We start from the raw sequence: 13473 nt of genomic DNA, 5'->3' as shown, positions 1-13473 counted from the left end.
TAACACGAAAAATTACAAAGGAGAGCAAAATGGTTCAAGCATTGATGATTATTGATGTACAAAATGATTATTTCCCCAATGGAAAATACCCATTAAACAATACCGAACAGACATTGCAATATACCTTAAAGCTACAAAATTATTTCCGACAAAAACAATTACCGATTATTTATATCCAGCACGTTAACCAAGATGCTAATGCTCTCTTTTTTGTTAAGAATAGTGTGGGTTGTCAGTTACATCCCAAATTGCTTCCTGTAAAGCAAAATAACGAATTTATAATTGAAAAGGCTTATCCCAATAGTTTTTATCAAACACAATTACTGCAAAAGTTACAACAAGAAGGGATAACACAATTAGTGATTTGTGGCATGATGAGTCATATGTGTGTTGATTCTACTACCCGCTCAGCCTGCGAGCTTAATTATCAACCTATTCTTATCCATGATGCTTGCACCACTCGGGATCTTGATTTTAATGGCAATATTGTTCCATCACAACTGGTTCATAATAGTTTTATGTCAGCATTGATGCGGTTTGCGACAGTGATGAGTTGTGAATCATTTATTAAAACAATTTAACAAGTTTAAGCACCTTTCTCAACCTTTGAGGATGAATAAAAATCCTCATTTTTGACAAGAATATTTATTAATGATAATTCTAAATAAAAGGAATTTAATTATAAACAACTTAGTAATTAGGATTTTATATGCATCATGTTGATAGTTACGTTTTTGACTTGCTCTTTATGATAATATTTTTTTATGGCATTTACGGGTATTCATTCATATTTGTTTTCGTACCGATGCATTGGATTATCAGAGTAATTTTTATATTTCCAGTCGTTATTTGGTTAATCTTTTGCTTTGTTATGCATACCTACCTTATTATTTTTCTATTTTCGTTAACAGGTGCTGTTTTTCCAATAATACGTCGACTATGTCAATCACAAACGAAAAAAACTCATGGTATAAAACGTAAATTTGCTTCTATATTCAGTTATGTATTATTACCATTATTTTGTACTTTCTTTTGGCCTGCCTATATAATAGCACCTATAGTTATTGAATATATAGAAAGTAGACTCAGTAGTAAATGTAGAGAAAATGGACGTTTAGTTGGATTGTCTAAAGGTACTATTCTGCGTATTTATCCTAATTCCAAATATTCACCATTTTGGATTAGAAAATTATTTGATTCTACTAATGTAAATATTTCTGAAAAAAAATTTTGTGATCAGTTTTCACATGCTCAAGCCTATCAAATTGATAAAATAAGTAAAATTAGAATTAATTCAAGGAATTTATGCACTCATCCAACATCTAAAGCAATAATCGCTTATTGCAATAATTTAAAAATGAACTTTTAAAATTGGATAGATTAGACATCAAATTTGTGAAAAAAAATAAAGATAAAGTTAGTGATCTTAGTCTTGGGTCATTTCAAAAAAGATTAGAAGATGCAAAAGAGAAAAGCAGAAAATCGAAAAGTTGGGTATATGATGAATGGCTGGAGACAAAGCAATTCAATAATGGTATCGAATTACACAGATTTTATCCAAGTCAAAACACAATAATCATTCCTCAAGTAGATTGGTTACCACCGCAAACAGATGCTTTAGAAATTAATTGCTATCGTAAAAGTGTTTTAAGGTGTAGTTATAATTATGAGTATAATCAAGATTGGAATGTATCAGTTTTCTATATTTTTAATATTGGCGATAGTATCGAAAATGACGATGATGATAATATGCCAATTTATGATCAAGCTTTCATTAATATGAATTTAGAAGGCGCGCAAAAAGCTCATCAAATAGTTGAAGATTTCATTGAAGGTCTAAGTGTGAAATGAATTAATATTATAATTTTTAAGTCATCATTAATATGAAAAATGGTAATAAGTAAAATTGAACGGAGCGCGATTATAGATTATAGAAAATTTGGTATATTGGAACGAGTATTGACTCTTAAATATTCAATCAAATCTTTTTAAAAAGAGACTTATATTAGCGTTCGAATATTTTAGGCATCAATTCATAGCTTTGCTTCTATACAGATTATGGGTATCTATCACGACCGTTTGCTACGTTTGCCTATTGCAGGTCATAAAGAAGTAAGGTGATGGAAATATTTGCGAGGAATTGCATGAAAGAGAGAGAAATAAGAGCAGTATTTGATGAAGAAACTATAACAGTTTATCAAGCTTATAGGAAAGAGATAGCTTTATCGGCGATAAAAGCTCAAACATTTGTGCCACCATTTAAAATAGAGAGAATGACATGGATTAAACCTTCTTTTCTTTGGATGATGTATCGATCAGGATGGGCACAAAAAGAGGGGCAAGAACATATTTTAGCTATTAAATTAAAACGCGAAGGTTTTGAATGGGCTTTAAAACAGGCATGTTTATCCACTTTCAACAATTCTGTTTACCACAATCATACAATTTGGCAAGAACAATTAAGCAAAACTCCTGTACGTGTACAATGGGACCCAGAAAAAAATATTCGACTTGAAAATTTGGATTTCAAATCTATACAAATTGGTTTAAAAAATGAAGCGGTTAAAAAGTATGTTGAAGATTGGATTATTCAAATTGACGACATTACTGACTATGCAAAGACAATTCATCAATTTATTCTTAATAATCAAATAGAAAAAGCAAGTAAAATGCTACCTATTGAAAAAATTTATCCTTTACCGGATCCAATAAAGCGTATAATAAATGCTGATTAAAATTAATTAGTTATCTAATTGTTGAATTTTTTAGGATTGAAATTATGCCATTTTTAATGGTAATGAATGTTGATTATATGATTTAAGTTTTGTTTATATATAGGAGTGTATTGGTAATTAACGATAACTTTTTCAAATTAATGAATATTAAATCAGTAAATGATATATACATCAAATTTAAGTGAAATTTAAAAAAGTCATTTTTTGAATGATTAAAATGAGTAAAATAAAATGACTAAATGATAAAAATTTCAATGAAAAAACAACGACCTTGAATATGGATATAGATAATTGAATCGAGCATTATTTTATAGAAAATTTGGACTACCTGAACAAGTATTGACGCTTGAATGTTCAAATAAATTATCTATAAAAGAGAACTGTATTAGAGTTCAAATGTTATATGCACCCATCAATGCTTCCGATCTTATTCCAATTACTGGCGCTTATCAGCATCGTATCACACTGCCACAGATTGCTGGTTATGAAGGGATAGGTAAAGTCATCCAAGCGCCAAAATCTCACCAACAACTTATTGGCAAACGGGTTTTACCGTTAAGAGGAGAGGGTACTTGGCAATCTTTGGTTGATTCACCAGCCGAATATGCTGTTCCCGTTCCAGATTATATCGAAGATAAGATTGCAGCACGAGCTTATATTAACCCCGTTGCAGCATGGCTGATGATTAAACAGTTTTCACCCAAAGGAAAGCATATCCTTGTTACTGCAGCAGGTAGTGATTGTGCAAAATTGCTATGTAAATTGGCAATAAATGCTCAACCATTATCTATAACCGCTATCAGTCGTTCAAATAGTCATATTCAATTTTATGACAAGTATGCGATAAAACATATTAATCAGTATGATGATGAAGCGATAAAATATTTTGCAAGCAAAGCTGACCTAGTTTTCGATGCCGTTGGCGGTATTTTAGCGGAAACCGTTTTGAATCATTTATCAAATTTAAGTTAATTTGTCTCTTATGGATTGCTTTCCGGTACTTTTTTTCAGCCTAAAAAGCGATTACCTAAAGTTTATTGGTTTCATATCCGTCAGTATTTAGAACAAATAAGCCAAAATCAGTGGCTGAAGATGTTTGAATAAATATGGCCTGTATTAGATATAAATGATTTAAATATAGCTAGTTTATTTAAATTAAATGATTGGCAAGAGGCAATAAAAACTTATCGACAACCATATATAAACAATAAACCATTATTCACATTTGATTAAACCTTAGATATTCTAATATGTTGTTGTTTATAAATATTTAGCAAAGATGATTGTTGATATTTATCTTCCCTAAAAACATGTAATAACCCTATCCAAGCGAATAGTTAATTGGTTGTAAGAAGACTATAATCTGACTATGAGGGGGAGGGCAAATTTAACAAACCTATCGTTAATGAGCAATTAATTATCTATCACAAAATGATAGTTGCTGCTGCACCAAAAATATCTAGCCGAACATGGCACCGCTTATCCCCAATATGCCTTTAAATAACATAAAATCATTATGTAGAGTCATTGGGTGAAGAAAAAACAATGGAATTTTTAACAAAATAATATTTGTTATGCAATAAATTTAAATGGCAGATATTAATGATAGTAATGGTGACTTTGGTCGACAGATAATGTCATCTCATGGTGGAGTGTCCAAACAACCTGATTTTATCATTGGTTATGACATCAAAGGAGGACGCCTTTCTCCTATACGTGACAATTATAAAATTAAGGATTTAAATATCTATGCCATTTATGCAAATCGTAAATTGTTACCTCTTAGAACTTCATGTTTGATTAATTTTTTAATTATTGATTTAAAAAATTTACAATGGTAAAAAATGATAAATAAAATATTTACTTAATATAGGCAAGTAGATATTATTGCTTAAGTTTTATAGCGTCAATTATTATAAAATGACTAAATTTGATTTAATTTAAAATAGTTGTAATAAGGAATATAAAATGGGTCTATTTTCTCGTTTGTTTGGTAAAAAATCAGAATCAAAACAGATGGATAATTCGATTGTTCCAAATCCTGATATTGATAGTGCCGTTAGCTTAAGTATTGTGTTTAAAGGTGCACTTAATATTGATAATGATAAATTATTAACCAAACTTAAATCGATTGATCCGACTATAAAGGACATCCGATATGAAATACCTTTCGGACAACTTGAAGAAGGCATCTGTATTTTAGTGAGTTGGGGAAAACATATTATTAGAATATTTGGTCTTAATGCGCCTTACCCTAAAGATGTTTTGGAATTATGTGTTACTCCAGCTAGTTATAATCAAGAAATAAAACAACAAATTTATGAAAGTGATAGTCATTTGTTATTATATTATGTCGGCTATGAGCAAGATATATTAGAGCAGTATTTAGCTTTAACACGTTTAGCGGCATGCTTTGAACAATTTAATGGGTTAGCAGTAATTAATGAGAGTGCGCATACTTCATTGCCAGTTAGCGTTATTAATGGAATGGCTTCGGAAAAAGATGGTTTAACTACTTTAGCGGAATGTTTACCTATATTGTTTTCTGGTTTTGTAAAATATGAAATAGAAAATTGTAAAGGGATATGGATGCGCACTTATGGCGCTCATACATTTGGTTTACCTAATTTTGCTGTATTAGCCAATAGCCATGAGGAAAGTGGCTATTATTTTGATATGTTTAGTAATATTTTAAATTATTTACGACAAAGTCAAGCGACAATGAACCCGGGTGATACTATGGAAATGGGGGATAATCGAATGATGTCACTACGAGCTCCACAAGATGAAGAATATTTCTTAAAAGATGAAAATGAACTGCTAATAATTGAAATTAATAACTAATTTTATAGTATCAAAATGTGATAATATCAAAATTTTAGGAAAGGTAATTAATCCTTTGTTTTTACCTTCCCTAAAATTTAAGCTATTAATGTTCTAATGAGTGTAGATACCTTTTATCTGATAAAACAGAAAATCGACCAGTATCTAATAGTGCAAGGCTAAATGCAGTTAAAGACATAAATGCTGGATACTCCCAACCACCACCCGGATTGGTAAATGACCAACCATTAGCCCAATGTACAATGGTTATGATTGCTAATTGAAAGAAAGCAATTAATGCTACCGCACGTGTTAAAATACCTAATAATAACAGTGCCCCACCGCCAATTTCAAAAGTGATAACAATATAAGAAAAGAAACCAGGAAAACCAAGAGTGTGAAAATACTCAGCAGTTCCTTCAGGGGTTAAAACAAGTAATTTGGTAAAACCATGGGCCAAAAACATCATACCTAAAGCAATACGTAATACAAATGAAGCTACATCTGTTTGATATTCTTTCATATTGTGTTTCCTATATTATGTTAGCAAAATACTAATTATAAAAAAATCATGTAGATCTATTACAAAAGCTATTACTTATTTAAAACATAGGATATTGCGTGTGTGATTGTCTCACAATTAACAATTAATAGTAAAGTAACATAAAATTAACATCCGCTTTATAACGATATTTATTTACTAAATGATACAGCTATTATTGGAGATAGGTTAAAAAAATAGCAGTGCGACATTGAATTGTCGCACCGTTATTGCTTACTTATTGTTGGTGTCGAATAGATTTAAATTTTTCTGTCGTTTGTTTAAGAGCGGTTTCGGTTGGTAAACGTTCCATTGAACTTGCGCCATAGAAACCATTACAATCAGGACAATTTTGTAAAATATATTCTGCGTCTTCAGGCGTTGAAATAGGGCCGCCGTGGCAGAGTATTATTATATCTGGACGAATAGCTTTAGCTGCTTTGGCCCATTGGTTTATTAAAGGAACACAGTCAGCAAGTTTTAATGCAGTTTGAGCGCCAATACTTCCGCCAGTCGTTAAGCCCATATGTGGAACTAAAATATCTGCACCTGCTTTGGTCATGTCAATTGCATCTTGTTCACTAAATACATATGGTGTAGTTAGCAGATCTTTCTCATGTGCTTTGCGAATCATCTCAACTTCTAACGCATAGCCCATACCAGTTTCTTCAAGATTAGCTCTAAAATTACCATCAATTAAACCAACTGTAGGAAAGTTTTGTACACCAGCAAAGCCTATGGCTTTAATTTGATCTAAAAATTGATCAAATTGGCAAAATGGATCAGTTCCATTAACGCCGGCTAAAACAGGGGTATGTTTAACGACTGGAAGAACTTCTTTGGCCATATCCATAACAATTTCGTTTGCATTACCGTATGCTAGTAAACCAGCAAGAGAACCTCTTCCTGCCATACGATAACGGCCAGAATTATAGATAACAATTAAATCAATACCGCCAGCTTCTTCACATTTGGCTGATAATCCTGTTCCTGCGCCACCACCGATGATCGGTTGTTTTTTTTCAATCATCTCATGGAATTTTTTAAGCAATTGAGCACGCTGACTACTCATAATATTCTCCATTATTTCATTATCTTATTAAATTCATTGACAACGAGATTACAAAACTCAGATGAATTAATATGATATGGCGTTTTTATTAATCTTCGTTTTTCCGTTTGAATAAAAACTTTCTCGAATTCGTCAATAAAGGCTTTATCCGCTTCTGGTGACCAAAAATCACCATTTTCAATATCTAGTGCAGAAAAACCTCTTTCAGGAATAATAAAGACAACATCACCTAGACATTTATTTAGTTTAGTCGCAATCCAGTTAGCCATTATTTTGTTTTCATGAGGAGTAGTTCGCATTAAGGTAACTTGAGGATTATGTGGATAAAATAGGCGATCACGGTATTTTTCTGGAATAGTATCCGGACTACCAAAATTAACCATATCCAATGCACCACATGAACCAATGTAAGGAATTCCACTTCGCGCAATTGCTTCAAAGCGATCATCATCACACGCTAAAACTCCATCAAAAAGATGGTCACAAACTTCAGTAGTGGTGATATCCAGTACACCTTTTAATAAATGACTATCAGCCAGTTTTTCCATTGCCTTACCGCCACTGCCTGTTGCATGGAAAACAAGACAATCATATTTATTATTTAGTTTTGATGAAAGTGACTGTACACAAGGAGTGGTTACGCCAAACATAGTTAAGCCAACGGCAGGTTTGTCTTCTACTTGTTCTTGAACTTTAAATAGCACAGATCCAGCGATAAAATTAGCCGCATTAGCAAGAACTTTCCGTGATATAACATTTACGCCGGCAATATCAGTTACTGAGTAAAGCATAGCAATATCGCTTGCGCCAATATAACCCGAAATATCGCCTGATGCCATAGTCGATACCATTAATTTTGGTATGCCAACAGGTAAAGTTTGCATGGCTGGTGTAATTAATGCAGTTCCACCCGAACCACCTAAACCTAATATAGCTTCAACATCATTTTGGGCATGTAAAAATTGTTTAAATGCATTAGCCATCGCCACAATAGCGTTACCTCTATCGGCATCAAAAACTGCTTTTTCACCTTCAGGGTGATAACTTGCTACCTTACTGGCGCTTATATCTGCAATGTGATTGAAATTGTGAGGCTGCTTAGTAGAGATATCAACTATTTTACTGTCAAGATTTCTTCGATTCAGTAAATGTTTGATAAAAACAACTTCATCTCCTTTTGTGTCTAGTGTCGCGACTAAGTAAATCACTTTATGCGATACCATTCGTTTCTCCTTAACAGATAGAATAGAACTAATGCTCTAATTTAAATTAGAAACTGCTAGATTGTTAATTATATGCTAAAAATGAGATTTAAGTCTCATTATTTTTAAGTTTTTTTTTAAAATTTAGTTAATTTCAAAAAAGTTGTATAATATACAAATATTTAGATAAAATAAAAAATAACACTATAAATATGAATAATTCATCAAGCGTGAAAAAGTATACTGGTGCAAAAAAACGCACTTACGATCAACTAATCAATGTTGCAATCGAGGCTTTAGAACAGGGTAAAGATATATCCATTACTCAATTATCAGATAAATGTGGTATTTCTAGAGCGACAGCCTATCGTTATTTTCCTACCAAAAGTGATTTGATATCAGCTGTGGTTGAACAATCTCTTGGTCCTATATTTCTTTGGACATCCGATAAAGATAAAGTTGAAGATCGAGTGAATGACTTTTTAGTATTTGCATTTCCGCAAATGTTAAAGCATGAAGGAGTACTACGTGCGGCATTAAGACTTTCACTGCAACAATGGGCAATTGAACGCTCCAAAATTACCGAACAATCACAGAAACTCGTTCGTGGTAATCGTAAAGAAATTCTGTCTAAATTGTTACAGCCACTCAAGCAGCAATTACCTGAAGAAATCTATAATAATGTTTTGTACTCAATCTCGATTATATATGGTTCTGAAATTTTTATGGTATTGAAAGATATTTGGAATTTAGAAAACCAACAAGTTATCACGCTTGTCCAATGGATAGCTAAAGCTATCATTAACCAAGCCAAAGAAGATGCACAAATAGAACTTACCGATGAAATAATCAAAATTGTTTAATTACGAATAAAGCATACAACACCATCAACTAGGGTCAATATGTTGTTTTTTTTTATAACTGTTTTAAACTATTACGATATTTTGTTTTAATCGAATAATAAATGGCTGTTTTAACTAATTTACTTAATAGAATTCTTTTTCCGATAATTAAACCAAATTTTCAAAAACTCGAAGAACAGTTATCTAAAAAAACGATTATTATTACTGGAGCAAGCTATGGAATAGGCGAATCACTTTGCAAACTCATCGCTAACATTGATTGCCATCTTATTTTAGTCGCCAGAACTAAAAAGAAATTAGAAGAGATCCAAATATCCTTATCTAGCCAAAAAGCAACCATTCAACTCTATGCAGCTGATCTGCGTGACGTTAATCAATTAGACAATTTTTTAAATTTTATTCAATCCTATCACATTGATATTTTTGTTAATAATGCCGGCATATCGATTTGTCGGTCAATTATGCAATCGCTTGACCGTCGGCATGATTTTGAGAGAACCATCAAATTAAACTATTTGGCGCCGGTGAGCTTATGTTTAGCATTGATACCTAAATTGGCACAATCACATGGACAAATTATAAATGTTTCGGCGATTAATGTATTGTTAGCTCCAACTGTAAATTGGGCGGCTTATCAAGCGTCAAAAACAGCGTTCGATCAGTGGTTACAATGTGCAACACCAGAACTTAGAAATCAATATATCCATGTTTCAACAGCCTATTTACCGTTAGTTAAAACGCGTATGATTTTGCCAACAAAGGCTTATCAAAATTTTCCAGCATTGACACCAGTTCAAGCCGCAACCATCATCTGTCGTTTATTACAAACTAAAAAACGGCAGTATAAACCATGGTGGATAATTATAGGACAAATAGCATCAGTGTTGTTTTATGGAATTTGGCTAAAATTAACTACGTACTCTATCAAACGTAAGAAATGATTAATGTTATTATTGCACTCGTTAAAACGAAATTATTAACCTTTAAAGGAATAAGGTTGCTATTAAAAAGTATACCTGCTGTCGGTATGAATTTAATGGCTTTACTTTATGTTCGTCATAAACTATGTCCGCAGCAGATAGCTATTAACGAAAATGGTAACGAACTTGATTATCAGACGCTCTATAATCAAGTTCAACATCTCGCAAAGCAATTGGCAGCCTACGGCAATATCCAGCCAGGTCAAAAAATAGCCATGATAGCTAATAATCATTCACTTCTGATACAAACGCTTTTTGCGTTGGCAAGATTAGGTGCAGATATCTATCTAATCAACACTGAACTATCGTCCGAGCAGCTTAAAAAAATTAATCATAATATCGATTTTGATTTAATAATTTATGATCCAGAAGTATCAGAAATTGTCTCTTCACTTGAAATCAGCAAAATAGCAACATTACATGATAATCAAGTTTGCATTAGTTCACTTTTAAAGAGTCCATTGCTTAATCAAACAATAAAACTTAGAGTGACGCACTTTTCAAAAATTACCGTCCTAACAAGTGGTACGACACAACACTTTAAGCTAGCCACACGGAAAAGTCATGCGCAAAATTTTATCACTCCTTTTAGTCAGTTATTAATTAAACTCAAACTTAGCCATTACAATAAAGTGTATATAGCAACGCCTATATATCATGGCTTTGGTCTGGCAACGTTATGTATCTCTACGTTATTAGGAGCAACGATATTTATTACCAAGCGTTTTCAAACACCAATTGCCTGTAATATGATTGCTAAATATCAAATTGAAGTTGTTACGCTGGTTCCTTTGATGCTTTCTCGCATGATAAATTATTCTGAACAGCAACTTAGTAGCTTACGTTGTATCATTACTGGCGGTGCGCCAATCAATATAACCCTAGTTAACAAAGTGTTAAATCAATTGGGTAAAGTGTTATTTAATTTATATGGCACATCTGAAGCAGGTGTATGCATGATTGCGACACCTGATGATTTAAGTAAAAATCCCACCACAATCGGCAAACCAATAAAAGGGTTAAGTTCTAAGCTTATTTCAAAAAATAATACTATACATGGACCTAATGAACTTTTTATAAAATGTGCATGGTCAATAGCAGGAAAGGATTGGATAGCCACAGGCGATTTAGCTGAAAAGGATAATCAAGGTTACTATTATTTAAAAGGGCGGGTTGACGATATGATAGTATCAGGCGGCGAAAATGTTTATCCTTTTGAAATCGAAAATCATTTATTAAAACACGAAGAGATTAAAGAAGTAGTGATTATTAGTGTTGATGATGAAGAATTTGGCCAACGATTTATTGCTATTATTGTTTTAACACCAAATTCCATGCAAACAGAATCGACAATTCTAACTTGGTTAAGACCTAAAGTTGCACGTTTTCAAATGCCGAGAAAAATATATATTGTTGACGAATTTCCAATGACAAGTATTGGTAAGGTCGATAGAAAAAAATTAAAACAATTAATCGACCAAATCCGTAGTTAGATCATTAAATGCCTAAACAAAATTCTTAACTATTTTTAGACAAGTTAATAGTATGTTATTAAAACGATAAATAAACCTTTAGTAAACGTTGTAAAAATTGTTTATCAGGTTTTTAAATTAAAGGAACGGTTTTGGTGATTTTATCAAAGTCACTTCGAATTGGGCTGATTGAGTTAACATGATTATCTTTTGTTTGAAATTGTTCTTGTGATGAAAGATTTATTTTCAAAAATTTTCTAAAACCTATGAAAATGTTATGCCATCAATATTAATTTTTATTTGCTAAAATGATCTATATGATTTCATCATGACTTGCAAATCAATGGGCTAGGGTAGCAAGAATGATGAATTTAGGATGAGTTATTAGCTGTTGTTTAAAAATTTTTTATTTTAGTTAATTTTATCGATAATAAATAATAAAAAAAGACACATCCATGTAAGGTAGTGTCTTTATTTAAAGTTAATCAGATAATTAACTTGTTATCATATCTATTTTCTTAATGATATTGGACTGGTGATTTATTTTGTTCGTCGTCAACTAAAACTAAACAAGTATCACTAGTTAATACTGCTTGTTGTAAACGCTGTTTCGCTTGCTCATTAAGTCCATTAAAGCAAGCAACTATATAACTACAAGTTTTATTATATAATGCTTTTTCAATAGTTGAGACTAAATTTTCATTATTTAAATGAGTTAAATGAACGACTTTTTGTTTATCAAGTCCTGCAATATTTATCCATGAACGTTTTAGCATTGGTCGATCTGACAACCACAACTGCCATTTTTTTTCTTTGTTAAATGAACGTAATAAAGGCCGCTGTTGTTGTAACACTTGTTGAAAAGGTGTTTCAAAATTGATAGCCATAAGTTGTGGTGAATAATGTTCAATAAGCATAATAACTCCAATGCTGTTGATTTATACAGTGTATATTAATACAGTGATTTGGAGTTGTAAATACTATTTATAAGCATTTTTATCTTATTTGCGAGATAAACTATCTTTATGAACGAAAATATTGATAGGTCAAAATCCCTAAAAATGTCATTAGAACTGATCCGGCGACATGAATAGCAATAGTTGTTAATCCCCAACCAATACGACCTTCTTGTAGAAAGTTAACAATTTCCGCCGAAAAAGTGGAAAAGGTCGATAATCCACCGCAAAAACCGGTGATCACTAATAATCGCCACTCAGCAGATAAGTTTGAATGATTAAAAAAAGCTATTGCAAAGCCAATAATATAACCTGCAATCAGATTAGATAGTAACGTTCCTAATGGAATCGCAAAGGCAATAATATTTAATTTAAGTGACAGAAACCACCGCAGTAAACCACCGGCAACTGAACCAACCGATATAGCTAAAATAAGTTTTAACATGTTAAATCCTAAAAAATACGGTACATTTTTATTCAATTTATTTTTTATGGTTAATGGCAACGAATGATAACTATAACCGAGACAAAAAGAAAATGCATATCTTTTGTTGCAGCATCATTTTGGATTTAAAAATTCGACAGCTTATATTCGAATTTTACTCTTAATTTTAGAAAAATCATTTAATAAAGAAATTATGAATCTATTACATAAAGTTGTTATGCACATAATTTTTTATATAAACATGTTTGTTAAGTATGGTTATTTTGTTTACTTCTTACCATTTATTATATGAATTATTGCTATTAAGAATCAAACTTATACAATTGATAAAATAATTGACAAAGCTTTGAACTACAATTAAAACCTGATGTAAAAACTAAAATA

General features: G+C 31.8%; 15 protein-coding genes. 10 read left to right on the top strand and 5 right to left on the bottom strand.

Annotation, left to right across the window (positions count from 1 at the left end; genetic code table 11):
* The first annotated feature begins 29 nt into the window (after positions 1 to 29).
* From DKK79_RS07670 to DKK79_RS07640, 7 genes are all read left to right on the top strand, one after another.
* Positions 30 to 581: a cysteine hydrolase family protein gene (locus DKK79_RS07670; protein WP_110423570.1), complete on the top strand. Its 552-nt coding sequence runs from the start codon at positions 30 to 32 to the stop codon at positions 579 to 581.
* 128 nt (positions 582 to 709) lie between these two features.
* Positions 710 to 1369 carry a hypothetical protein gene (locus DKK79_RS07665; protein ID WP_110423569.1) on the top strand — a complete coding sequence of 220 codons (660 nt, stop codon included), beginning with the start codon at positions 710 to 712 and terminating at the stop codon, positions 1367 to 1369.
* A gap of 26 nt (positions 1370 to 1395) precedes the next feature.
* Positions 1396 to 1851 (top strand): hypothetical protein, encoded by a 456-nt coding sequence (locus tag DKK79_RS07660; protein WP_146212001.1) that lies wholly within the window; start codon positions 1396 to 1398, stop codon positions 1849 to 1851.
* 293 nt (positions 1852 to 2144) lie between these two features.
* Positions 2145 to 2735, top strand: a complete 591-nt coding sequence (locus DKK79_RS07655) for a DUF4291 domain-containing protein (protein WP_034883684.1) — start codon at positions 2145 to 2147, stop codon at positions 2733 to 2735.
* 291 nt (positions 2736 to 3026) lie between these two features.
* A complete protein-coding gene (locus DKK79_RS07650) occupies positions 3027 to 3707 on the top strand; it encodes an alcohol dehydrogenase catalytic domain-containing protein (protein ID WP_220019107.1) in 681 nt (226 codons plus the stop codon).
* A gap of 617 nt (positions 3708 to 4324) precedes the next feature.
* On the top strand, positions 4325 to 4576 hold the full coding sequence (locus DKK79_RS07645) for a hypothetical protein (protein WP_110423567.1): 252 nt from the start codon (positions 4325 to 4327) through the stop codon (positions 4574 to 4576).
* 127 nt (positions 4577 to 4703) lie between these two features.
* Entirely contained in the window at positions 4704 to 5579 is an 876-nt protein-coding gene (locus DKK79_RS07640) for a DUF4261 domain-containing protein (protein ID WP_110423566.1), read from the top strand.
* Between the two features lie 85 nt (positions 5580 to 5664).
* Here the strand turns inward: DKK79_RS07640 and DKK79_RS07635 are convergent, their stop codons facing one another.
* From DKK79_RS07635 to DKK79_RS07625, 3 genes are all read right to left on the bottom strand, one after another.
* The gene (locus tag DKK79_RS07635) at positions 5665 to 6081 is read right to left on the bottom strand and encodes a DoxX family protein (RefSeq protein WP_034883678.1); all 417 of its coding nucleotides are present in this window, start codon (positions 6079 to 6081) and stop codon (positions 5665 to 5667) included.
* Between the two features lie 256 nt (positions 6082 to 6337).
* Positions 6338 to 7171 (bottom strand): phosphoenolpyruvate hydrolase family protein, encoded by an 834-nt coding sequence (locus DKK79_RS07630; protein WP_034883676.1) that lies wholly within the window; start codon positions 7169 to 7171, stop codon positions 6338 to 6340.
* Positions 7172 to 7182: 11 nt separating this feature from the next.
* A complete protein-coding gene (locus DKK79_RS07625; protein ID WP_034883674.1) occupies positions 7183 to 8394 on the bottom strand; it encodes a Tm-1-like ATP-binding domain-containing protein in 1212 nt (403 codons plus the stop codon).
* Positions 8395 to 8585: 191 nt separating this feature from the next.
* Between DKK79_RS07625 and DKK79_RS07620 the strand changes: the two genes are divergently transcribed.
* The 3 genes from DKK79_RS07620 (at position 8586) to DKK79_RS07610 (ending at position 11709) form a co-directional block, all read left to right on the top strand.
* Complete coding sequence (locus tag DKK79_RS07620) at positions 8586 to 9236, top strand: TetR/AcrR family transcriptional regulator (RefSeq protein ID WP_110423565.1); 651 nt, start codon at positions 8586 to 8588, stop codon at positions 9234 to 9236.
* 101 nt (positions 9237 to 9337) lie between these two features.
* A complete protein-coding gene (locus DKK79_RS07615; protein WP_110423564.1) occupies positions 9338 to 10177 on the top strand; it encodes an SDR family NAD(P)-dependent oxidoreductase in 840 nt (279 codons plus the stop codon).
* Positions 10178 to 10233: 56 nt separating this feature from the next.
* Positions 10234 to 11709 (top strand): AMP-binding protein, encoded by a 1476-nt coding sequence (locus DKK79_RS07610; RefSeq protein WP_181415265.1) that lies wholly within the window; start codon positions 10234 to 10236, stop codon positions 11707 to 11709.
* A gap of 497 nt (positions 11710 to 12206) precedes the next feature.
* Here DKK79_RS07610 and DKK79_RS07605 read toward each other — a convergent pair whose 3' ends face one another.
* The gene (locus DKK79_RS07605; protein ID WP_034883668.1) at positions 12207 to 12605 is read right to left on the bottom strand and encodes a cell division inhibitor SulA; all 399 of its coding nucleotides are present in this window, start codon (positions 12603 to 12605) and stop codon (positions 12207 to 12209) included.
* Between the two features lie 106 nt (positions 12606 to 12711).
* Entirely contained in the window at positions 12712 to 13089 is a 378-nt protein-coding gene (gene crcB / locus DKK79_RS07600) for a fluoride efflux transporter CrcB (protein ID WP_065578679.1), read from the bottom strand.
* Positions 13090 to 13473: the final 384 nt, after the last annotated feature.

Source organism: Gilliamella apicola (assembly GCF_003202915.1).
Taxonomy (GTDB): domain Bacteria; phylum Pseudomonadota; class Gammaproteobacteria; order Enterobacterales; family Orbaceae; genus Gilliamella; species Gilliamella apicola_Q.
The sequence above is the reverse complement of the archived record's forward strand: the minus strand, read 5'-3'. Positions and strand labels throughout refer to the sequence as shown.